The 23209-nt window shown below is 63.9% G+C and carries 18 protein-coding genes and 1 pseudogene; 9 read left to right on the top strand and 10 right to left on the bottom strand.

Annotated elements, in window-relative coordinates; genetic code table 11:
* Window positions 1–3: 3 nt before the first annotated feature.
* From CYJ07_RS16645 to CYJ07_RS16625, 5 genes and pseudogenes are all read left to right on the top strand, one after another.
* A complete protein-coding gene (locus tag CYJ07_RS16645) occupies window positions 4–762 on the top strand; it encodes a DsbC family protein (RefSeq protein WP_104204841.1) in 759 nt (252 codons plus the stop codon).
* Between the two features lie 68 nt (window positions 763–830).
* A complete protein-coding gene (locus tag CYJ07_RS16640; RefSeq protein WP_104204840.1) occupies window positions 831–2147 on the top strand; it encodes a homoserine dehydrogenase in 1317 nt (438 codons plus the stop codon).
* A 3-nt stretch (window positions 2148–2150) separates the two neighbouring features.
* On the top strand, window positions 2151–3539 hold the full coding sequence (gene thrC, locus CYJ07_RS16635; RefSeq protein WP_104204839.1) for a threonine synthase: 1389 nt from the start codon (window positions 2151–2153) through the stop codon (window positions 3537–3539).
* Window positions 3540–3790: 251 nt separating this feature from the next.
* A complete protein-coding gene (locus CYJ07_RS16630; protein WP_231489668.1) occupies window positions 3791–5596 on the top strand; it encodes a single-stranded-DNA-specific exonuclease RecJ in 1806 nt (601 codons plus the stop codon).
* Between the two features lie 111 nt (window positions 5597–5707).
* Window positions 5708–6324 (top strand): annotated as a pseudogene (locus CYJ07_RS16625) (YitT family protein).
* 46 nt (window positions 6325–6370) lie between these two features.
* On the opposite strand, the gene CYJ07_RS16620 reads toward CYJ07_RS16625, so the two are convergent.
* The 3 genes from CYJ07_RS16620 to CYJ07_RS16610 form a co-directional block, all read right to left on the bottom strand.
* On the bottom strand, window positions 6371–6790 hold the full coding sequence (locus CYJ07_RS16620; RefSeq protein ID WP_104204837.1) for a VOC family protein: 420 nt from the start codon (window positions 6788–6790) through the stop codon (window positions 6371–6373).
* Window positions 6791–6925: 135 nt separating this feature from the next.
* Window positions 6926–9715: a heavy metal translocating P-type ATPase gene (locus CYJ07_RS16615; protein ID WP_422666971.1), complete on the bottom strand. Its 2790-nt coding sequence runs from the start codon at window positions 9713–9715 to the stop codon at window positions 6926–6928.
* Window positions 9712–10161 carry a MerR family transcriptional regulator gene (locus CYJ07_RS16610; protein WP_104204836.1) on the bottom strand — a complete coding sequence of 150 codons (450 nt, stop codon included), beginning with the start codon at window positions 10159–10161 and terminating at the stop codon, window positions 9712–9714. Before CYJ07_RS16610 ends, CYJ07_RS16615 begins: the two co-directional genes overlap by 4 nt.
* Window positions 10162–10450: 289 nt before the next feature.
* Here CYJ07_RS16610 and CYJ07_RS16605 point away from each other — a divergent pair, with 289 nt between their 5' ends.
* Window positions 10451–11806: an OmpP1/FadL family transporter gene (locus tag CYJ07_RS16605; protein ID WP_104204835.1), complete on the top strand. Its 1356-nt coding sequence runs from the start codon at window positions 10451–10453 to the stop codon at window positions 11804–11806.
* Window positions 11807–11867: 61 nt separating this feature from the next.
* On the opposite strand, the gene CYJ07_RS16600 is transcribed toward CYJ07_RS16605, so the two are convergent.
* The 3 genes from CYJ07_RS16600 to wrbA form a co-directional block, all read right to left on the bottom strand.
* Window positions 11868–12305, bottom strand: coding sequence for a VOC family protein (locus CYJ07_RS16600; RefSeq protein WP_104204834.1), 438 nt, complete (start codon window positions 12303–12305; stop codon window positions 11868–11870).
* A 138-nt stretch (window positions 12306–12443) separates the two neighbouring features.
* Window positions 12444–13046, bottom strand: a complete 603-nt coding sequence (locus tag CYJ07_RS16595; protein WP_104204833.1) for a Rossmann-fold NAD(P)-binding domain-containing protein — start codon at window positions 13044–13046, stop codon at window positions 12444–12446.
* 137 nt (window positions 13047–13183) lie between these two features.
* The gene (gene wrbA / locus CYJ07_RS16590; protein WP_104204832.1) at window positions 13184–13810 is read right to left on the bottom strand and encodes an NAD(P)H:quinone oxidoreductase; all 627 of its coding nucleotides are present in this window, start codon (window positions 13808–13810) and stop codon (window positions 13184–13186) included.
* 110 nt (window positions 13811–13920) lie between these two features.
* Here wrbA and CYJ07_RS16585 point away from each other — a divergent pair, with 110 nt between their 5' ends.
* Window positions 13921–14850 carry a LysR family transcriptional regulator gene (locus tag CYJ07_RS16585; RefSeq protein WP_104204831.1) on the top strand — a complete coding sequence of 310 codons (930 nt, stop codon included), beginning with the start codon at window positions 13921–13923 and terminating at the stop codon, window positions 14848–14850.
* A gap of 99 nt (window positions 14851–14949) precedes the next feature.
* On the opposite strand, the gene CYJ07_RS16580 is transcribed toward CYJ07_RS16585, so the two are convergent.
* Genes CYJ07_RS16580 through CYJ07_RS16565 form a run of 4 tightly spaced genes read right to left on the bottom strand, consistent with a single transcriptional unit; the run spans window position 14950 to window position 20020 of the window.
* A complete protein-coding gene (locus CYJ07_RS16580; RefSeq protein ID WP_104204830.1) occupies window positions 14950–16560 on the bottom strand; it encodes an ABC transporter ATP-binding protein in 1611 nt (536 codons plus the stop codon).
* Window positions 16561–16571: 11 nt separating this feature from the next.
* The gene (locus CYJ07_RS16575) at window positions 16572–17468 is read right to left on the bottom strand and encodes an ABC transporter permease (RefSeq protein WP_104204829.1); all 897 of its coding nucleotides are present in this window, start codon (window positions 17466–17468) and stop codon (window positions 16572–16574) included.
* A complete protein-coding gene (gene oppB / locus CYJ07_RS16570; RefSeq protein WP_104204828.1) occupies window positions 17458–18384 on the bottom strand; it encodes an oligopeptide ABC transporter permease OppB in 927 nt (308 codons plus the stop codon). The genes CYJ07_RS16575 and oppB overlap by 11 nt, the downstream gene beginning before the upstream one ends.
* Before the next feature lie 49 nt (window positions 18385–18433).
* Window positions 18434–20020, bottom strand: a complete 1587-nt coding sequence (locus tag CYJ07_RS16565; protein WP_104204827.1) for a peptide ABC transporter substrate-binding protein — start codon at window positions 20018–20020, stop codon at window positions 18434–18436.
* Window positions 20021–20278: 258 nt separating this feature from the next.
* Here CYJ07_RS16565 and prfB point away from each other — a divergent pair.
* Both prfB and lysS read left to right on the top strand, forming a co-directional pair.
* Window positions 20279–21377, top strand: a protein-coding gene (gene prfB / locus CYJ07_RS16560; RefSeq protein WP_104204826.1) for a peptide chain release factor 2 whose coding sequence is annotated in 2 segments (ribosomal slippage) — window positions 20279–20353 and window positions 20355–21377 — 1098 coding nt in all. Because the reading frame shifts where the segments join, the coding sequence is not laid out codon by codon here.
* A 91-nt stretch (window positions 21378–21468) separates the two neighbouring features.
* Window positions 21469–23019: a lysine--tRNA ligase gene (lysS, locus tag CYJ07_RS16555; RefSeq protein WP_104204825.1), complete on the top strand. Its 1551-nt coding sequence runs from the start codon at window positions 21469–21471 to the stop codon at window positions 23017–23019.
* The last annotated feature ends 190 nt before the right edge of the window (window positions 23020–23209 follow it).

The raw sequence follows: 23209 nt of genomic DNA, 5'->3' as shown, positions 1-23209 counted from the left end.
TTCATGATCGCGTTGACCCACCGACTTGCCGTTTCCCTGCTCGTCCTGACCGCACCGCTCGCGGCCGCTCTTCTGCCTACCACTGTCCTGGCCGATGAAGCCGCCCGGTTGGCCGAGCGTCTCCAGGTCGGCGGCCAGCCGATGCCGGTGAAGAGCGTTCGCGAAACGCCGCTCGAGGGTTTCTTCCAAGTGCATCTGGAAACCGGCGAATCCTTCTATAGCGACGCCGAGGGCAAGCATTTCCTGGTCGGCGATCTTTATCGCAACGATGAGCAGGGACTGACCAACCTGACCGAACAGGCACGCAACGCCGAGCGCATGGAGCGTCTGGCCGAGGTGCCCGAGGATGAGCGAGTGGTTTTCCGTGGGACCGGCGAGAGCAAGGCCGAGATTGTGGTCTTCACCGATACCACATGCCCGTACTGCCGGCAGTTCCATGAAGAAGTGCCAAGTCTTAATGAGATGGGTATCGAAGTGCACTACCTCGCGTTCCCACGCGCGGGGATGGATTCTTCCGGGGCGCGTCTGCTCGAGCAGGTATGGTGCGCGGACAGCCCCAGCACTGCGATGGACGCGGCGAAGCGTGAGGAGTCGCTTTCAGGCAGCGCCGACTGCGACAATCCGATCGAGGAGCAGTATCATCTGGGCATGATGCTGGGTGTGCAGGGGACGCCGGCCATTGTGCTGCCCGACGGACGCCTGGTGCCTGGATACGTGCCCGCCGAACGCCTGGCCGGCATGCTCGGACTGGCAAGCGAATGACGAAGGGTCGACGACGAGCGACCGAAACGAAGAACGCTGGACATTGACACAACCTGGGGAGCAGGACATTGAAACCGGTGAGAGTGGGAATCTGTGGTCTGGGTACCGTCGGAGGCGGCACCTTCAACGTGCTGACACGCAATGCCGACGAGATCGCGCGGCGGGCCGGCCGTCCGATCGTCATCGAGCAGGTGGCGTATCGTAGCCCCAACCCCGAATGCGACCTCACCGGCATCAAGACCACCGGCGACGTGTTCGAAGTGGCGCGCAACCCCGATGTCGACGTGCTGGTCGAGCTGGTAGGCGGCTATGACTTGGCCCGCGAGCTGGTACTCACCGCCATCGCCAACGGCAAGCACGTGGTCACCGCCAACAAGGCGCTGATTGCGGTGCACGGCAACGAGATCTTCAAGGCGGCTCACGAGCAGGGCGTGATCGTCGCCTTCGAAGCCGCAGTGGCCGGCGGTATTCCGGTGATCAAGTCGCTGCGCGAAGGGCTCGGCGCCAACCGCATCGAATGGTTGGCCGGCATCATCAACGGTACCGGCAACTACATTCTCACCCATATGCGCAGCGAGGGCCGCGCCTTCGAGGATGTACTCGCCGAAGCCCAGGCGTTGGGCTACGCCGAGTCCGACCCCACCTTCGACGTCGAAGGCATCGATGCCGCCCACAAGCTGACCATCCTGGCTTCCATCGCCTATGGCGTGCCGCTGCAGTTCGAGAAGGCCTACACCGAGGGCATCTCGCGGGTTACCGCCGAGGATGTCGAACAGGCCGACAACCTGGGCTACGTGATCAAGCATCTGGGTATCTCCAAGCGCACCGATGCCGGCTTCGAACTGCGCGTGCATCCGACGCTGATCCCCAAGGAGCGCCTGCTGGCCAATGTGCACGGGGTCAAGAACGCCATTGCGATCATGGGCGACGCCGTGGGCCCCACCCTTTACTACGGTGCCGGCGCGGGCTCCGAGCCCACCGCCTCGGCGGTGGTGGCGGATCTGCTCGACGTGGCCCGCGACATCACCACCGATCACCATTATCGCGTGCCGTACCTGGCCTTCAGCGGTATCGGCGAGGACGAAGGCAACCTGCCGATCCTGCCCATGGAGGACATCGTCACCGCCTACTACCTGCGCCTACTGGCGGTGGATCGCCCCGGGGTGTTGGCGCGGGTGGCGACGATCCTCTCCGAACAGGGCATCTCCATCGAGGCGCTGGTGCAGAAGGAGGCCACCGAAGGCGAGCTGGTGCCGATCATTCTGCTGACCCACTGCTGTCGTGAGAAGCACATGAACGAGGCGATCCGACATATCGAATCGATGGCCGATATCGCCGGGCCGGTCACGCGCATCCGCGTAGAATCGCTGGACGAGCAGGAGTAAGCCATGCGCTATGTCAGTACACGCGGTCAGGCGCCTACGCTGAGTTTCGAGGAAGTCGTGTTGACCGGCATGGCCAGCGACGGCGGGCTCTACGTGCCGGAATCGATCCCGCCGCTCTCGCGCGAGGAGCTCGAGGCCATGGCCGGATGCTCCTATGCCGAGATCGCCTTCAGGGTGATGAAGCCCTACGTCAACGGCGAGATCGACGACGACACCTTCCGCGGCATCGTGCGCGACGCCTACGCCACTTTCAGCCACGAGGCCGTGGTGCCGCTCAACCAGCTCGACGCCAACCACTTCCTGCTCGAGCTGTTCCACGGCCCCACCCTGGCGTTCAAGGACGTGGCCCTGCAGCTGCTCGGCCGCATCCTTGACCACTTCCTGGCCAAGCGCGGCGAACGCGCGGTGATCATGGGTGCCACCTCCGGCGACACCGGCTCGGCGGCGATCGAGGGCTGCCGGCACTGCGACAATCTCGACATCTTCATCCTGCATCCGCACAACCGGGTTTCGGAGGTGCAGCGCCGCCAGATGACCTCGGTGCTGGCCAACAACGTCTTTAACATCGCCATCGAGGGCAACTTCGACGACGCCCAGGCGATGGTCAAGGCAAGCTTCGCCGACCAGGGCTTCCTCAACGGCACGCGCCTGGTGGCGGTGAACTCGATCAACTGGGCGCGCATCATGGCCCAGATTGTCTATTACGTGGCCGCCGGCGTGGCACTGGGTGCACCGCATCGTCAGGTCAGCTTCTGTGTGCCTTCGGCCAACTTCGGCAACGTTTTTGCCGGCTATATGGCCTACCGCATGGGCCTGCCGGTCAAACAGTTCATCGTGGCCACCAACGCCAACGACATCCTGCACCGTACCATCGCCGACAACGACTTCTCCAAGCAGGCGCTCAAGGCGACCTTGGCACCCTCCATGGATATCGTGGTGTCGTCCAACTTCGAGCGCCTGCTGTTCGAAGCCTACGAGCGCGACGGCCACGCCGTGGCCGCGCTGCTCGAGCGCTTCCAGCAGGAGCCCACGGCATTGGCCGAGGCGCCGCTCGAGAAGCTGCGCGCCCTGTTCGCCAGCCACAGCGTCGACGATACCACCATCCTCGAGGTGATCCGCGAGGCGCACCACCGCACCAAGGAACTGCTCGACCCACACACCGCCACCGGCTATCGTGCCGCCGAGCGCTCCCGGTCCGATGCCGAGACGCCGATGATCACCCTGGCCACGGCCCACCCGGCCAAGTTCGCCGAGGCGGTGGTCAAGGCCGGCTTCCCTGGCGTGCCGCTGCCCCCGCACATGGACGACCTGCTGGAGCGCGAGGAGCGCTACACCGTACTCCCTGCCGAACTCGAGCAGGTGCAGAAGTTCGTGGCGGAAAACCGGCGATAACACTCGTTGACCGTCGCCGGTCGGCTCAGGGCTGATCCGGCGACAGGTCTATGCGGGGACGCTGTGAACCCATTCCTGGGCGCTACCGATTCCATCCCTGGAATCGGACTCCCGCTACGACCTGTCCCCGGCGCCCCTCGCTCGTGTCCGGCGGCAGCCCGAGCGGGTCAATGGCGATTGCCGTACGTTTTCCAACCGATCCATGAGCCGTATTCTTCCGTGCCATACCCGTCATGAAACAGGAGCCACGCGTGGACGTGATTGCGCCGCCCGACCTGCACGCCCGCCTCAAGCCGCGGCTGCTGCTGCGCCCACGTAACGAGGCGCTATATGCGCGCGCCCGCGCCGAAGGATTGACCGAGCTGCAGGCCCGCGTGCTGGCCGGCCGTCTGGCCGGCTACGAAGGGGAACTTACCCCGCTCACCCAGCCCAGCCTGCGCTATCTCGAGCATCCCGAGCGCCTCGCCGACGGTCGCCGTGCCGCCGAGCGCATCGCCCGCGCCGTGGTGGAGGGTGAGCATATCGGTATCCTCACCGACTACGACGTCGACGGAATCACCTCGCATGTGGTGATTCGACGCACGTTGAATGAGCTCTTCGGCGTGCCGGAGTCGCGCCTGCACAGCCTGATCGGGCATCGCATCCATGACGGCTACGGTATCAGCCTGCCGCTAGTGGAGCGCACGCTGGCGCTCACACCACGACCGAGCCTGGTGATCACCGCCGACTGCGGCAGTTCGGACGAGCCGCGCATCGCCCGCCTCAAGGCCGCAGGCATCGACGTGGTGGTGAGCGACCACCACGCCCTGCCGGTGGAGGGGCCGCCGCCCTCGGCGCATGCCGTGGTCAACCCGACGCGAAGCGACTGCCAGTACCCCGACCGCACTATCGCCGGCTGCATGGTGGCGTGGCTGGTGATGTCGCTGGCACGCAGTGTGCTGATCGACTGGGGTGCCCTTCCCGATGCCACTCCCAAGCTCTCCTCCTGGCTCTCCTATGTGGCGCTGGGGACCGTGGCCGACTGCGTGTCGCTGGGTGCGAGTTCGGCCAACCGTGCCGTGGTCAGCCATGGGCTGAGGCTGATCAATCGCATGGAGGCCGCCTGCTGGCGCGCCATGGCGGTCCGCCTGGGAGACGACAGCGTGCCGTTTTCCGCCGAGACGCTGGCCTTTCAGATGGGGCCGCGGATCAATGCCCGCTCGCGCCTGGACGATCCTTATGCGGCGTTGCACTTCATGCTGGCAGCGGATGACGCCACCGCGGTACGTCATCTGCAAACGCTGGATGACGACAACCAGTCGCGAAAGGCGATCGAGGCGGAGATGGTCGAGGAGGCGCGTGCGCTGGCCATGCCCCAGCTCGAGGTCGACAGTCCGGCGCTTATCGTCTTCCTCGACAACGGCCATCCGGGCGTGCAGGGCATCGTCGCTTCGCGCCTGGTGCAGTCTTTCGGGCGCCCCGCGCTGGTGCTGACCCCGGCGGCGGCCCCGGGCATGCTCACTGGCTCGGGGCGCTCCATCGAGGCACTGCACCTGCGCGACGCTCTGCAGCGTACCTACGAGCTTGCCCCCGAGTCACTGCCGCGCTTCGGAGGGCATCGCGGTGCGGCCGGGGTCGGCGTGCCGGTCGACCAACTGGCTACCTTTCGGGTGGCCTTTCTGCAGGCGGTTGGCGAACAGCTGAAGGGGGCCGAGCTCTATCCCCAAGTACTGACCGATGGGGCACTTACCCCGGGTCAGTTTCAACTGGCGACGCTGGACGAGCTGGAGATGCTCGGCCCCTACGGGCGCGAATTCGACGCGCCGCTGTTCGAGGGCGATTTCCTGGTCGAGTCGCTGCGCGCCGTCGGGGCCGACGGTACCCACCTGTCGCTGACGCTATCGGCGGGGGCAGCGAGTCTCAAGGCGATCTGGTTTCGCGCCCTCACGCCCGGCGAGCTACCGGCTTTCGGTATGGGCGACAGGCTGCGCTGCGCCTACCGGCTCAATCGCAATCGCTGGCGGGGGCAGGAGTCGCTGCAGCTGATGGTGGAGTACGCCGAGCCGCTGGACGGCTGACAGGCCGGGCGCGAAGAAGGCTCATGAGCGTGGTCAAAGGTCTTCGCCGCCGCTTCCCGCTAGAATCCGGTCTCGCTCGGCGTTGCCGCCATCTTCCCCAAGGAAACGTGAATGGATCCACAAGATCTCCCCACCGATCCCCATCGCCCCTATGAGGACGTGATGGCGATGTTGGTGGCACGCTGTTCGTCGCCCTCGGCGTCACGTTCTATACCCAGGCGCTACTGCTCACCGGTAGCACCGCCGGGATGGCGTTTCTGCTGCAGTACGCCACTGGCTGGCGTTTCGGCGTGTGGTTCTTCGTGATCAATCTGCCGTTCTACTACCTCGCGGTGAAACGCATGGGATGGTCCTTCACTCTGCGCACCTTCGTCGCCATCGCCCTGGTATCGCTGTTTTCCGAGCTGACCGGCAGTTGGATCGCCTTCGACACCCTTCATCCGCTCTATGCGTCGCTGATGGGCGGCAGTCTAATCGGCATCGGCATGCTGGTGCTGTTCCGCCACCGCACCAGCCTCGGCGGGATCAATATCCTGGCGCTCTATTTGCAAGGGCGCTATGGCTGGCGCGCCGGCTACGTACAGCTCGGCATCGACGGGCTGATCATGCTCGCCGCTTTTCTGGTGCTGCCGCCGGAACGGGTGGGGCTTTCCGTGCTGGGGGCGGTTGCTCTCAATTTGATCATTGCCCTCAACCATAAGCCCGGCCGCTATATGGGCGTGAGTTGACAAGTGGCTGCGCTCGTCGATTTTCAGTGGCGCGTGCATGGCCTTGTCAGTAGTTGGGCCAGACGCCAGGGGTGGCGAGCTCGATCAGGTGTCCATCGGGGTCGCGGAAGTAGAGGCTCTCTCCTCCCTTGGGCCAGTGGGTACGGCCCTCGATCTCCACACCGTGATCGCCGAGCTGGTTTTCCCAGTTGATCCGTTCACGCTCGGTGATGGCGAAGGCCAGGTGCACACGCCCCTTGCCGTCATGGGGCGGGATGGTGCCCATGTCCTTGGGCAACACCACCGTTTCCAGCGTCTCGCCCTGACGGAATAGCAGCAGTACCGAGCCCGCACCGGCATCGTAGGCGGTAAAGCGGTGGTCGGCGTTGAAGGGCACGAGCCCCATCACTCCTTCGAAGAAGGCCCGCGCCCGGTCCATATCCTCGACATAAAGCGCGGTTTCCAGCACACCGTTGAGCTTGGGCATTTCCGTATCTCCCCGCTACCGATCGGTATCTTTCAGCGTAGCAGCTCTCATTTGCTGCCCGGTTCTAGTTGGGTTTCCAGAACCACCACACGATGGCCGCGATCAAGGCCAGGCCCAGCAGATTGACGATCCAGCTCATGACAGGGCCTCCTGTGAGGGGGGAGAGACGGCGCGGCGGCGGGAGGCGTCATCGCCCCGGGTCCTGAGCAGCCGCAGGCGGTTGGCATTGCTCACCACGGTGATCGACGACAGCGACATGGCGGCCCCGGCGATCATCGGCGACAGCAGCATACCGGTGAAGGGATACAGCACACCGGCAGCGATCGGGATACACAGCACGTTGTAGCCGAAGGCACCGACCAGGTTCTGCTTGATGTTGCGCAGGGTCAGGCGGCTGATCTCGATGGCATCGGCGATGCCGTGCAGCGAGCTGCGCATCAGCGTGATACCGGCACTCTCGATCGCCACGTCGGTGCCCTGGCCGATGGCAAAGCCGACGTCGGCCCGTGCCAAGGCCGGGGCGTCATTGATGCCATCGCCCACCATGCCAACCACGGCCCCATCCCGCTGCAGACGCTCGATTTCGGCGTGCTTGTCCTCGGGTAGCAGCCCCGCGCGGAAATCGTCGATGCCGACCTCGCGGGCAATGGCCGCCGCGGTGTGCTCGTTGTCACCGGTGAGCATCACCACCTTGAGACCGTCGGCCTGCAGCCGTTTCACCGCCGCCACGGTGTCGGCGCGCAGCGGGTCGCTGATGCCGAACAGTGCGGCGAGCCGGCCGTCGACCGCGAGGTAGACCACGGTGCGGGCCTGCTTTTCCAGCTCGGCGGCCTGCTCGCCACCGGCAGCGAGATCGATACCGGCCTCGCGCAGCAGGCGAGCGTTGCCCAGCAGCAACGCCTCGCCCCGCGGCCCCGTGGCCTTGACGCCGCCCCCGGTGACGCTGTCGAAATTCGTTACCTCAACGGCCTGGGCGCCGGCCTGCTCGGCATGTGTCAGCAGGGCGGCGGCGAGCGGATGCTCGGAGCCGCGTTCGAGCGATGCCACCAGTTCCAGCAACCTTGCCGGCTCCTCTTCCAGAAAGTGTGCCTCGGTAACGCTCGGCTTGCCCTCGGTCAGGGTGCCGGTCTTGTCGACCACCAGTGTGGTGAGCCGGCTGGCGGTCTGCAGCGCCTCGCCGCTTCTGACCAGAACGCCATGCTCGGCGGCCTTGCCCACCCCGATCATGGTCGAGATCGGGGTGGCCAGCCCCAGGGCGCAGGGGCAGGCGATGATCAGCACCGTGGTGGCGGTGACGAGCATATGGATCAGACGTGGCTCGGCACCGAAATTGAACCAGGCGAGCGCCGTCAGCACGGCAATGATCATTACCGCGGGCACGAAGATGCTCGACACCTTGTCGGCCAGCTCGCCGATGGGCGGACGGGAGTTCTGCGCCAGCGCCACCTGCTCGGTGATCTGTCCCAGGCGGGTATCGGCGCCTACCCGCGTGGCGCGGTAAACCAGGCCGCCGCGGCCGTTCACGGTGCCGGCGCTGACTTCGTCCCCCTGGCTCTTGGCCACCGGCAGCGGTTCGCCGGTGAGCATCGACTCGTCGATATGGCTGGCGCCCTCGGTCACCACGCCATCGACCGGCAGGCGCTCGCCGGGTCGCACGCGGATACGGTCGCCTTCGCGGACCTCGTCGACGGACAGCTCCCGCTCCTCATCGTCGCGGATGACCCGCGCCGTGCGGCTCTGCAGGTCCAGCAGGCGACGCAGGGCTTCGCTGGTGCGGCCTCGGGCGCGCAGCTCCAGGGCGTTGCCCAGCAGGATCAGGCCGATGATCATCGCCGAGGCTTCGAAGTAGATGCCCTGGGCCACGTGGGGCAGCCAGGGGGCGAAGATCACCACCGCCATGGAGTAGAGCCAGGCGGTGCCGGTGCCCATGGCGACCAGCGTATCCATGTTGGCCTGGTGGTGGCGGAAGTTCTTCCAGGCGTTGACGAAGAAGTGCCGTCCCGGGCCGGCCAGCACTGCCAGCGTCAGCAGGCCGATGAGTAACCAGTAGAGCCTGCCGAGGCCCGCGGGGTGGGGATGGTAGAAGAACATGCTGGCCATCAGTGGCACTGCGAGTGCCAGCGACCATGCGCTTCCGCGCAAACGGCGGCGATACTCTTTGGCATCGTGCTCGGCGCGGGCCTGTTCGGCTTGGCGCAAATCGACGATGGGCTCGGCACCGTAACCGACGGCTTCCACCGCCTTCACCAGTACCCGGACATCGACGTGGCCGTGTACCTGGGCGATGCGCGTGCCGAAATTCACGGTGGCCGTCGACACGCCCGGCGTGCGTTCCAGAGCCTGCTGCACACTCTTCACGCAACTGGCGCAGGTCATGCCCGAGATCGACAGACGATGGGTGGTGCCGCTTGCGTTGGAAGACGCCTCGGTAGCGGTGGCCTCCGCAGGCGCGGCCTCGGGTTCCGAGCTGTCGGGCGATGGCTGGTTTGCCTCGGCGGCATCAGGCTTTCGGGGAGGGAAGCCGGCCTCTTCCAGGGCTTGGTCGAGAGTTTCGTCGTCTAGGGTGCTGACGACCTTCAGGCGCTGCTCGACGGGAAAGCCGGTCACCTCGGCTTCGGGATCGCGGACCTGGATCGCCTCGCGCATGCGCTTGACGCAGCCCTGGCAGCTCATGCCCGGCACGTGGCGCTCGTGCTCGCGCCGAACGGGGCTTTGCGCGTCGGTCGAGGGATAGCCGGCCTCCACCAGGGCATGGTCTAGGGTTTCGTCGTCCAGGGCGCTGACGACCACCAGGCGCTGCTCGGCGGGAAAGCCGGTCACCTCGGCCTCGGGATCGCGGGCTTGGATCGCCTCACGCATGCGCTTGACGCAGCCTTGGCAGCTCATGCCTGGCACGTGGCGAGCCAGGGTATGGAACGTAGTCATCGTGGCTCCTTGCCTTCATGGCGGCAGGCGGGGTCGTGCGACGCTTCGGGAAAGCTTTCGATCAACCGGCACAGGCTGTGTCCGTCCGGGGTGCCGTCGGGCATCCCGGCCCAGGTTTCCAAGGCCTGTTCCATGCGGGTTGCCAGCGCTTCCAGCTCGCGGATGCGGGCGCGGATTCGTGGCAGTCGGCTGGCCAGCAGATCACGCACCATGGGGCAGGGGGAATCGCCCTGATCGGCGTGGGCCAGGATGTCGCCGATCTCGGCGACGCTGAAGCCCAGCGTGCGAGCGCGCTGGATGAAGCGCAGTCGCTCCAGATCGTTCTGGCCGTAGAGCTGGTAGCCATTGTCAGGGTCGCGGCGGGGCTGGAGCAGCCCCTCGCGGGTATAGTGGCGCACCGTTTCGGCGGTGACGTCGGCGCGGCGCGCCAGTTCGCTGACCTTCATGCTTTGACCTCACGAAATCCCGTCATGGCAAAAGTCTAAAACCTGTGGGTAACCCAAAGGTCAAGCGATCAGCGAGGGCACGAGGCCCCGTTCTGTATCGGCGGCTGCGGCGAAAGTTCAAAGGCTGATGCTTCGGTTGGACTAAAGTATGATGATTTCTCGTATTAAAACGAACGTTTGGCCTTGATCCGGGCGAATGTTTGGCGAAAACTGATCTCGTAAGGCAGCGCTCCGACGAGGGCGAACAAATAACCAGCTCCAGCTCGCATCTGGAAGAGGACGTCGAGACATGCACAACAAGTTCAACAAGCTCACCTGGGCCGTGGCCGTCGCCGCCGCCGCTCTTGCTAGCCAGGCCAACGCCGGCGGCTACCAGATCAACGAGCAGAGTGTCAGCGGCCAGGGCTATGGCCACGCGGGGCGGAGCTCCAACGTCAACGACGCCACCATCGTCTTCGGCAACCCGGCGGGGATGTCGTTCCTCGATCGGGCTCAGGTCACCGCCGGCGGGACCTATCTGAACGTCAATAGCGAAATCAGTAACGTAGAAGCAAGTAGAACCCTCGATGCCGGTGTTGCCGGTGGCGGAGCCCCCATTGGCATGCAAGTTCCGATAGGTGATGTTCCGGGAGGGAATGACGGTGACATGGTGCCTGGTACATTGATTCCCTTCGCTTTCTACGCCCACCCCGTCAATGAGCGTCTGGCCTTCGGTTTTGGTGTGTACGCACCCTTCGGTTCCAAGACTGAGTACGAAAACGATTTTCAAGGACGTTACTTTGGTGATTACACCGAAGTCCGTGTCATCAGCGCCCAGCCGACCGTGTCCTATCGCTTCAATGATCAATGGTCCATCGGGGCCGGCATTACCTATAACCAGGTCGAAGGTGAGCTGCGTCGGCAATTACCCTCCGAAGCAACCTTCAGCCCCGAGAACGATATCGACTCTCGGGTGGATGGGGATGATGACGGCTGGGGCTATAATCTTGGCGTAATTTACCAGCCGGTACCCGAAACCACGCTAGGGCTGACCTACCGCTCCAAGGTTGAATATACCCTTACCGGTGATTTCCGCGCTTACGATCCGGCGGGTGAAGTGGTCCGGGCCGATAATGCCCAACTGGACCTGACCACTCCGGAAACGGTCAATTTTTCCGTCACTCAACAGATGAGCGACAGGCTCAAGCTGATGCTGGGCGCTTCCTGGACTCGTTGGAGTCGCTTCGACCAGATCCACGTGATCAATAATGAGGGCGACACCATCACCCAAGAAACGCAGGATTACTCCAATGCCTGGGCCTATGGGGTCGGCGGTGAATATCAACTCAATCCGCAACTGGCTCTGCGCGCCGGGGTGACACTGGACTTCACGCCCACCAGTGATGAACACCGCAGCGTCAGGATTCCCTCCGACGACCGGCGGATCTTCTCCATCGGTGCTGGCTGGACCCCGACAGAGAATCTGACTCTGGACTTCGCCTACTCCTATTTGACCGAGCGAGGAACTCAAGTAGAACAGTCTCGTGGCGACCTGCTGGACCCGGATGCAGGCGGTCCTGCCCCTGCGCTGGGCGGCACCAATTATTCTGCCGACTACAAGAACGAAGCCCACGGTTTCGGTGCACAGCTGACCTATCGCTTCTGATCGAATCGAAGCCATCTGCGGTTGGTTCCTTCCGGGCCCGGCATTGCCGGGCCCGGTCGCGTTACGAGGTCGGATCGATCGGTCGAGGAAGGTGGCTCGTATCGAGGTCGCCGCGATATACGATGTGTATCTTGTTCCCGTCTAGATCGCGGAAGTAAGCGCCATAGTAACCAACGCCATAATGCTTGCGCTCACCCGGCTCCCCTTCGTCTTTGGCTCCAGCTGCCAAAGCCGTTTGATAGGCGGCACGTACAGCGCATGGAGAAGAGGCGGCGAAAGCGACCATGCTGCCATTGCCTGCGCGGGCTGGCTTGCCGTCGAACGGTACATAGACGTAAAAGCGGGGTAGCGACTGTCCTGGCATGACCCAGCATGCAGAAGCCGGGCCGCCATCGGGAGATACCGGTCGTCGCTCCAAGCCCAGCAAAGTAAGGATGGCATCATAGAAGTCAGTGGCTTTATCCAGATCGGAACAGCCAACTGTCACATGGCTATACATGTGTACCTCTTGTTCATCGCCTTACATCCGCGGTCCACATAGAGATAGTCAGGATTCATCCGGCTCCCCTGGAAACCGTACGGCCTCCTGCGGCAGAAGGGTGCCTGGAAGCATGCGAGACGTCCAAACAGTTTCTGGTTATCTGTAGCCTCGTCTGACTTGGTAGTCGCAAGCATCGATTGGAGCACCGGTCCACCTCTCCAGCGTGCCGACAACATACATGGATTTCTGTCTCTCGACGGCTTGAAGCACTCCTCGCGAGATTTCCCAATCGGTAAGCCAGCGCACTCTTCTGCCACTGCCGTGCCCGCCGAGAACGATCTGATGATAATGATGCAGGTTGGTTGCCTCGGCAGACATTCGCAAGGAATCCGCTATCTTTAGGGGATTCACCTTAGCACTGCCAATGATATGGAAGAAGTGAGGTATTGGGCTATCTTCCGCAAGCCTCGCCGCGATGCGCAGTGTGAGTGCATCTTCATGCATCCAAGCGACAACAAGATCCGGGCCCCCGGTACGGGCGACATGGTGCTTAATCCCCTCCAGGAACAGGCCCGGCATTGTCCAGTCAAGCGACAGAATATCGTGTGCCCCCGCACCTGCTGGCCAGTCTCGATCGAGGGTGCTGAGGGATCGTCTTGTACGAGCGACGGAAGTGAGACGCCTGGATCGAGTTGCCAGCTCCAGGGAGGCAGACCGCAACATCCCCGTTCCTCCAATGATCATCGTATGGGTATACATTCACCTCCCTCACCGATCGCCTGGTTCAATAGGCCGACAAACTCAAGCGACCGATAACATTAGGTCCACGCGCCGAGTCATTGCTGACGATCTGGCGTGCCTTCTTGTCCCATAGCACGGGCACCGTGATCCGTCCTTCATATTTCGGACGAGTCGGGTGATAGATGTCTGGCCAGCTTCCCGGCAATGCCGGCGACATGTCGCCCCTGGAATCTGGCGCCTTCCAGCTCGATGGTCGAGGGCCGACGACTATCGTCGGATCCCGATATCGTCGCGGCTCCGTAGGGTGAGCCACCGAGAATCTCGTCCATGCTCATCTGCTCCTCGAAACTATATGGCAGGCCGACTACCACCATGCCCAGATGGAATAGGACCGTTTGAAAAGTGAGGATCGTCGACTCCTGACCACCATGTTGCGAACCCGACGAGGTGAAGACCGACCCGGTCTTGCCGATGAACTTCCCCTCGAACCACATATCTCCGGTCTGGTCGAGGAAGTTCTTCATCTGAGCAGTCATGTTCCCATAGCGGGTAGGGGTACCGAAGATAATGGCATTGTAGTCGGCCAGCTCCTCGACCGTTGCCACGGGTGCCGGCTGGTCGAGCTTGTATCCCGCCGCCTGTGCCGCTTCCGTCGGCACCAACTCGGGCACACGCTTCACGGTAGCGTGACTACCAGCTTCCCTGGCCCCCTCGGCAACGGCATGCGCCATTGTCTCGATATGGCCATAGGAGGAGTAATAGAGAACTAGCACACTGGTCATCGTAAGCTCCTGTCTTCCGATTTGGGTGGGTACGGCAACCAGTGTAGTGTTGCTATATTTATCGGAAACAGCCGCTAGTGAATAACGGTGTTGATCAGAGGACAACGCAAATGCCGCCTGAATCGAGCGCCCTCGCTACCTTTGCGCTGGTGGTGGAAACCGGCAATTTCACTCGGGCCGCCGAGCGGCTCGGTGTATCGAAATCGGTTGTCACACGGCGTATCTCGGCACTGGAAGCCAGCCTGAACGTGCGGCTGTTCAACCGTACGACACACCATGTCACCCCGACCGATATCGCCCTCGCCTTTTATGAGCGCACCCGTCGCATCCTCGACGATCTCGATGAGGCCGTCGACGCCGTTGTCTCGGCCTCTGCGGAGCCGCGCGGACTGGTACGCATGGCGGCGCCCCTCGCCTTTACCACCATGCACTTGCTGCCGGCCGTTGCCACGCTACTGGAGCAGTATCCTCAATTCGAGGTTCAGATCGAGCAGGACGACCGCTATCTGGACTTGGTCGCAGAAGGCTTCGACATGGCCATCCGCATCGGAGCGCTCAAGGATTCGACCTTGATCGCTCGCCGATTGGCCCCCATTCGCCGGTTGGTAGTTTGCAGCCCGGCATATGCCAACCGGCACGGCATTCCTGCCACACCACAGGAACTCCATGATCACGACTGTCTCATTTACACGAATGCCACACCGGCAGAACAATGGCGCTTCTTGGTTGACGGCAAGTGGGAATCGATTCGTACCAAGGGACGGTTCAAGGGCAACAACGCCGAGATGCTGCGTGACGCCGCTCTCAGGGGCCTGGGCCTGGCGGCCCTTCCGGCGTTCATCGTGGGCAAGGAGATAGACCGCGGTGACCTGACGGCGGTCCTGCTGGACTATCCGCTGAAGGATTCGACACTCTACGCCGTTTACCCGCCGACACGGCGTCTTGCGAACAAGGTACGCACTGTCGTTGACTTCTTTGCAGAGCGCTTCGCCGGCCAGCCATACTGGGAGCCGCAAGTTCTGCGGAATAGGCATGATTAGCCAGGCGACGCAGCCAGTCGTAGATAGCAACCACCAACAGCCTGAGCATGTGCCTCAGCAGGGCGGAGAGGGGCCAAAGCCTATTGCTTTGCGTCTCTTCTAGGCTGCCTGGTCGAGAAAGGCGGCGCGCATCAGTTCGCGGGTATAGGGCTCCCGCGGTTCGCGGAACAGGGCTTCGGTCTCGCCCTGCTCGACGATCCGGCCTTCCCACATGACCAGCACGGTATCGGCCAGCGCACGTACCACGGCGAGATCATGGCTGATGAACAGGTAGGTCAGCTCATGCCTCTGCTGCAGTGTTCTCAGCAGCTCGATCACCGTCGCCTGGACCGAGCGATCCAGCGCCGAGGTGGGCTCGTCGAGTAGCAGGAATTGGGGTTTCAGCACCAGAGCACGGGCGATGGCGATGCGCTGACGTTGACCTCCGGAAAACTCGTGGGGGTAGCGCTGGCGCATCGTCGGGTCCAGCGAGACCTCCTCCAGCGCTTGGACGACCCGCTCGGTGCGCTGCCGCCGCGTCAGTTCGGGGTAATGCACACGCAGCCCTTCGCCGACGATCTCCCCGACCGTGAGGCGTGGCGACAGCGAGCCGAACGGGTCCTGGAATACCACCTGCATTCGCGCTCGCAGCGGGCGCAGCTGACTGCTGTCCAAATGGGTCAGCTCGGTGTCCTCGAAGCGGATATCGCCAGAACTCTCCAGCAGCCGCAGCAGAGCCCGCCCGAGCGTCGACTTGCCGGAGCCCGACTCGCCGACGATGCCCACCGTCTGCCCCTTGCGTATCGTCAGGTCGATGCCGCGTACCGCCTCGAAGACCTCGTTTGGCCGGAACAGGCGCTTCTTCAGGGCAAAGCGGACGCGCAGGTCCTTGGCATCCAGCATCACGGGGGCGCTCGATGGTACCGGAGGCTTGCTGCCGTGGGGCTCGGCGTCGATCAGCATGCGGGTGTAGTCGTGCCGCGGGCATTCGAAGAGTTCCTGGGTCGGTGCGGACTCGACCACTTCGCCGTGGCGCATCACGCAGACCCGGTCGGCGAAATGGCGCACGATGCCCAAGTCATGAGTGATGAAAAGGATCGCCATGCCATAGCGCTGCTGAAGCTCCTTGAGCAGCGCCAGGATCTGGGCCTGCACGGTGACGTCCAAGGCGGTGGTGGGCTCGTCGGCAATCAGCAGCTTGGGCTCGCAGGCGAGCGCCATGGCGATCATCACGCGCTGACGCTGGCCGCCGGAGAGTTCGTGGGGATAGCTCGTGGCGCGCCGATGCGGATCGGGTATACCGACCTGCTCGAGCAGGTCGATCACCCTGGCGTTGGCCGCCGCGCCGCGCAGCGAGGTGTGCTTGTCGAGGACTTCGCGTATCTGGCGGCCGATGCGCTGCAGCGGGTTCAGTGAGGTCATGGGCTCCTGAAAGATCATCGATATCTCGTTGCCGCGAATGCGCCGCATGCGCTTGTAGGGAACGCTGAGCAGATCCTCCTCGTCCTGATTGCCGTGCCAGCGAATGGTGCCGCTGGGCAAAGCCATCTCCGGAAGCAGGCGCAGTATTGCCGTGGCGGATACCGACTTGCCCGAACCGGACTCGCCGACCAGGGCCAGGGTCTCGCCGGCCTGAAGAGAAAAGCTGACATCTTTGATCGCGGTGACTCGGCCATGGGGGAGCGCGAAGTCGACTCTCAAGCGATTGAGTTCCAGCAAGGGGTGCGGCATGGTGGCCTCCGTTAGCGCGTCCGGGGATCGAGGGCATCGCGCAGCCCGTCGCCGAGAAAATTCAAGCAGAACAGGGTGAGGGCGAGAAAGGTCGAGGGCACCAGCAGCAGCCAGGGCGCGCCCTGCATCATGTCGACGCCCTCGCTGATCAGCACGCCCCAGCTGGTCATCGGCTCCTGCACGCCGAGGCCCAGGAACGACAGGAAACTCTCGAGCAGGATCACCTTGGGCACGGTCAGGGTCACGTAGACGATGACCGGTCCCAGCGTGTTGGGAATCAGGTGTCGAGTAACGATGGTGCGCCCCCGGACGCCCAGGGCTCGGGCGGCCTCGACGAACTCGCGGCGTTTCAGGGCGAGGGTCTGGCCGCGGACGATGCGTGACATGTCGAGCCACTCCACGGCGCCGATGGCGGCGTAGATCAGCAGAATGTGGCGTCCGAACACCACCATCAGCAGGATCACCATGAACATGAAAGGCAGCGAGTACATGATGTCCACGAAGCGCATCATCAGGGTGTCGACCCGCCCGCCCACGTAGCCGGCCACGGCGCCGTAGAGCACGCCGATCACCAGCGAGACGAAGGTCGCCACCACCGCGACCGAGAGCGAGATCTGGCCGCCATATAGCGTGCGCGTGAGCAGGTCGCGTCCGTTGGCGTCGGTGCCGGCGTAGTGCCCGTCGGCGAGGCTCGGGGGCGCGCTGAAGGCGGTCCAGTCCACCTCGTTGAGTCCCCAGGGCGTCAACCACGGTCCGACCAGGCAGGCGACGGCGATCAGGGTCAGCAGCACCAGGCTGGCCATGGCGGCGCGGTTTTGCTTGAGGCGGCGCCAGGCCTCGCGGCCCAGGCTCTCTCCCAGGTGCGGAGAGGCGCCTTGCGCATGCAGCGTAGTGGTTTCAGTCGTCATAGCGGATCTGCGGGTCGAGGACGGAGTAGATGAGGTCGACGATGAGGTTCAGCAGCACGATCAGCATGCCGTAGAACACTACCGTGCCCATCACCAGCGTGTAGTCTCGGTTCAGCGCGGCCTGCACGAAGTAGCGCCCGATGCCGGGAATGCCGAAGATCTGCTCGATCACCACCGAGCCGGTGATGATCCCGGCGATGGCCGGGCCCAGGTAGGAGACCACCGGCAGCAGCGAGGGTCGCAGCGCGTGATGCCAGATCACTTCGCGTTCCGATAGTCCCTTGGCGCGAGCCGTGCGGATGAAGTGGCTGCCCAATACCTCGATCATGCTGGCGCGAGTCATCCGCGCGATGTAGGCGATCTGCTGGATCGACAGCGCCACCACCGGCAGCACCATGTTGCGCCAATGGCCATCGTTCCAGCCGCCGACGGGTAGCCAGGCCAGCATCACGCCGAACACCAGCGCCAGCAGCGGTGCGATGACGAAGTTGGGAATGGCGACGCCGGCCAGCGCCGTGCCCATCACGACATAGTCGAGACCCGTATTGCGTCGCAGGGCCGCCACGATGCCGAGCGGAATCCCGAGCAGCAGGGCCAGGGCGATCGCCCACAGGCCGAGTTCCAGGCTGACGGGAAACCCCTCGGCGATCAGCTCGGTGACGGTGAAATCCTTGTAGCGGAAGGAGGGCCCGAAGTCCCCTTGCAGCAAATTGCCGAGGTAGATCAGGTACTGCTTCCACACCGGCTGGTCGAGGTTGTAGGTCGCCAGCAGGTTGGCCTCGATCTCGGCGGGCAATTGCCGCTCGCCGTCGAACGGCCCCCCTGGTGCCAGATGCATGAGGAAGAACGACAGGGTGATGACGATCAGCAGGGTGGGAATGGCCTGGAACAGGCGCTTGAAGACATAGAGCAGCATGGCGTCCCCCGGCCCCGGTTGCCCGGGGCCTCATCAAACATGGAAGGAGTCAATCCTCGAAGGAAATCCAGCGTGAGCGATGGATGTCCTCGATGTTGTTCTCCCAGCCTTGCAGGGCGGGGTTCACCAGGTTGCGCGAGACGTAATAGTTGATGGGGAGGGTGGCGCTGTCGTCGAGCGCCACTTGCTCGGCGTCGGCCATGATCTCGCCGCGGCGGTCCAGATCCTGGGTCTCGGCGGCTTCCCGCATCAGCGCATCGAATTCCTCGTTGCTGTAGGCACCGTAGTTGTTGGCAACGCCGCTCTCGAGCAGGCTGAGGAAGTTCTGCGCGTCGTTGTAGTCGCCGATCCAGCCGGCGCGGGCGACATCGAAATCGCCCTGGCGCAGGTCGGCGTAGTGCACTGCGACCTCGGAATTGAACAGGTCGACTTCCACGCCGAGCGGCTTCCACATGGCGGCGATGGCGATGGCCACCTTGCGGTGGTCCTCGCTGGTGTTGTAACGCAGCCGCAGTTCGAGCGGGTTGTCGGGTCCGTACCCGGCTTCGGCCATGAGCTCCTGGGCACGCGCCATGCGCTCCTCCTGGCTCATGTCGGCGAATGCGAGCTGTGCCGGATCGTAGTGGCCTACGCCAGGCGGGACGAAACTGTAGGCGGGTTCCTCGCCCGTACCCAGGATCTGTTCACTGATCACCTCGCGGCGAACGGCCAGGCTAAGCGCTTCGCGCACGCTTGGGTCCGCCGTGGGATGGCCGTCGCGCGAATTGAACACGTAGTAGTAGATGCCGAGGAAGGGAGCGGTATGGGTGGCGTCCGGCAGGTTGTCGCGCAGCCAGGCGTACTGTTCGGTGGGAAACTCGCGCGCGACATCGATCTCGCCCGCGCGGAAGCGATTCAGGGCGGTGTTGCGCTCCTCGATGGGGAAATAGACCACCTCGTCCAGCGCGATATCGTCGGCGGCATGGAAGTGCTCGTTGGGGATCACCTCGATGCGGGTCTGCGACTGCCAGCGCTGCAGCTTGAAGGGGCCGTTCGACACCATGTTGCCGGCGCGCGACCAGCGGTCACCGTGCTCTTCCACGACGTGCTTCGGCACCGGATAGGCGGTGTAGTGCGAGAGCTGGTCGAGAAAGTAGGGCGTCGAGCGCTCCAGCGTGATCTGCAGGGTGCGTGCGTCGAGCGCCTCTATACCCAGCGTGTGGGGCTCGGCCGCGCCGGTGTAGATGGCCTCGGCATTGCGTACCGGATAGAGCAGATAGGCATAGTCGGCGGCCGTCGCGGGATCGAGGATGCGGCGGAAGGCGAAGACGAAGTCCTCGGCGGTTACCGGCTCGCCATCCGACCAGCGCGCGTCCTCGCGCAGGTGAAAGGTATAGACGGTGCCATCCTCGGAAATCTCCCAGGACTCGGCGACACCCGGGATGCGCTCGCCGTCCGCGGCTTCGGTGACCAGCCCCTCGAACAGGTCGCCGACCACGTCGTTCTCCCATTTGCCGCTGATCTTGTGCGGGTCGAGGGAGGCCGGCTCGCCCATGATCGCGATGCGTAGGGTGTCGGCATGCGTGGGCAGGGTCGTCAGGGTCGCGGCCAGGGTGATGGCAAGCAGGGTGGGGCGCAAGCGCAGGTGCAAGAACATCAGAGTGTTTCTCCTTGTATCTTGTTTTTAGATGGCAGGATCACTGCCGATAGGCAACAACCTAGTTGATCTTGCTATGAGTCGGCTGTGAGACTTCTGCCTGCTTGTTTGTAGGAGATAACTGACATTGCGCGCGGGCCGGGATGCGCCGTTTCGGCGAATTCGCTACAATGGCGGCCTTTTCCGCGCCGTCCGGCGCGTCGTCGATCGGCGCCGCGAGGCCCGTCGAACATCCACTGCCATCAGGCGAGCGAGCCCATGCTGGAAACCAACCCCATTCACAACCTCATCAAGGACCTGTCGGAACGGACAGACGTCCTGAGGGGGTATCTTTGACTATGCCGAGAAGAAGGATCGGCTAGAGGAAGTCTCCCGCGAGCTGGAGGACCCCGGCGTCTGGAACGACCCCGACTATGCCCAGAAGCTCGGCAAGGAGCGCGCCTCCCTCGAGCTGGTGGTCGAGACCATCGATGAGCTCGACCGGGGCCTGGCGGACAGCCGCGACCTGCTGGAGCTGGCCGAGATGGAGGAGGACGAGGACACCGTCGCCGAGGTGAGGAAGGAGCTCGACGGGCTGAACGCCAGCCTCGAGAAGCTCGAGTTCCGGCGCATGTTCTCCGGCGAGATGGACGCCAACAACGCCTACCTCGACATCCAGGCCGGTTCCGGCGGCACCGAGGCCCAGGACTGGGCCAACATGCTGCTGCGCATGTACCTGCGTTGGTGCGAGCACCACGGCTTCAAGGCCGAGATCGTCGAGGTCTCGGCCGGCGAGGTGGCGGGCATCAAGTCGGCCACCGTGCACGTGCAGGGTGACCATGCCTTTGGCTGGCTGCGCACCGAGACCGGCGTTCACCGCCTGGTACGCAAGAGCCCGTTCGACTCGGGCGGCCGACGCCACACCTCCTTCGCTTCGGTGTTCTTGTCGCCGGAGGTGGACGACGACTTCGAAGTCGAGATCAACCCGGCTGACTTGCGCACCGACACCTACCGTTCCAGCGGTGCCGGCGGTCAGCACGTCAATACCACGGATTCCGCGGTGCGCATCACCCACGAGCCCACCGGCATCGTGGTGGCCTGCCAGAGCCAGCGCAGCCAGCACGCCAACCGCGACTTCGCCATGAAGCAGCTCAAGGCGAAGCTGTGGGAACACGAGATGCAGAAGCGCAACGCCGCCAAGCAGGAAGCGGAGGACGCCAAGGCCGACATCGGCTGGGGCAGCCAGATCCGCTCCTACGTACTCGATGATCAGCGCATCAAGGATCTGCGTACCGGGGTGCAGACGAGCAACTGCGATCGGGTGCTCGACGGCGATCTGGACGCCTTCATCGAAGCCAGCTTGAAGCAAGGATTGTAGCCCCGAGCTGCGAGCCACGGGCCGCGAGCGGTAGCCAGTTCGCCTGCGCTCGTGGCTCGCCGCCCATAGCGAATTCTTTACAGGTAACGACATGGCCAACCAGAGCTCTTCCCCGGATAGCCCCCAGACCGACGAGAACCGCCTCATCGCCGAGCGTCGCGCCAAGCTGGCGGCACGACGTGAGCGTGCCGCCGAGATCGGCGGCAGCGCCTTTCCCAACGACTTTCGCCGTGACAGTCTCGCGGCGGAACTGAACGCCGAACTGGGTGACAAGGACAAGGCCGAGCTGGAGTCGCTGAATCGCCGGGCGGCGGTGGCCGGGCGCATCATGCGCAAGCGCGGCCCCTTCCTGGTGATTCAGGACCCCTCGGGCCTGATCCAGTTCTACGTCGACAAGAAGGGGCTGCCGGAAGAGGTGCTGGAGGACATCAAGGGCTGGGACATCGGTGATATCGTGGCCGGCCGCGGCCCGGTGCACAAGTCGGGCAAGGGCGACCTGTACGTGATGATGGAGGAGGCCAAGCTCCTGACCAAGAGCCTGCGCCCGTTGCCGGACAAGTTCCACGGACTGACCGACATGGAGGCGCGCTATCGCCAGCGCTACGTCGACCTGATCATGAACCCCGATTCGCGCCGGGTGTTCGAGACCCGCGCCGGGGTAATCAGCGCCATGCGCCGCTTCTTCGAGGAGCGTGGCTTCATGGAGGTGGAGACCCCCATGCTGCAGCCGATTCCCGGCGGTGCCACGGCGCGGCCCTTCGTCACTCACCATAATGCGCTGGACATCGACATGTACCTGCGCATCGCGCCGGAGCTCTACCTCAAGCGCCTGGTGGTGGGCGGCTTCGAGAAGGTCTTCGAGATCAACCGCAACTTCCGCAACGAAGGCCTCTCGACGCGCCACAACCCCGAATTCACCATGGTCGAGTTCTATCAGGCCCATGCCAACCATCACGACCTGATGGACCTCACCGAAGAGATGCTGCGCAGCATCGCCCGGCAGGTGCTGGGCACCACCACGGTGGTCAACACCGTACGCAACGCCGAAGGCGAGATCCTCGAGACCTACGAGTACGATTTCGGCAGGCCGCTCAAGCGCATCAGCGTGTTCGACTCGATCCTCGAGTACAACCCGGACATCCACGCCGACGCCCTGGCCGACGAGGCGGCGGCTCGCCAGATCGCCGAGCGGCTGGATATCGACGTCAAGGATGGCTGGGGCTTGGGCAAGATCCAGATCGAGATCTTCGAGAAGACCGTCGAGCACCGCCTGAAGGACCCGACCTTCATTACCGACTACCCCACCGAGGTGAGTCCGTTGGCGCGGCGCAACGACCGCGACCCGTTCGTCACCGAGCGCTTCGAGTTCTTCGTCGGCGGCCGCGAGATCGCCAACGGCTTCTCCGAGCTCAACGACGCCGAGGATCAGGCCGAGCGCTTCCGCGCCCAGGCGGCCGAGAAGGAGGCCGGCGACCTGGAGGCAATGTACTACGACGCTGACTACGTGCGCGCACTGGAGTACGGCCTACCGCCCACCGCGGGTGAGGGCATCGGCATCGACCGCCTCGTCATGCTGTTCACCGACAGCGCTTCGATCCGGGATGTATTGCTGTTCCCGGCCATGCGCCCTGAAGGGGAATGAAGGGCTGCGCTTCGGCCAGGGGTTGTTGCTAAGGGGAAAGGGCGAAACCTGAGCGCCTAGCCTGGCCTTTGCTCGCCTCCTTCCGCTACGTGCGGTGGCTAAGCGAAGGCCTTCCCCCGGATCAGCCCGGGGCTGCGCTGTGCCGATGGGCGGAAGTATTGGTAAGCGGCGGAGGTAGCGCCCATAATGA

It is taken from the genome of Billgrantia saliphila (assembly GCF_002930105.1).
GTDB lineage: Bacteria > Pseudomonadota > Gammaproteobacteria > Pseudomonadales > Halomonadaceae > Halomonas > Halomonas saliphila.
This window is presented reverse-complemented; position numbering and strand designations above follow the sequence as displayed.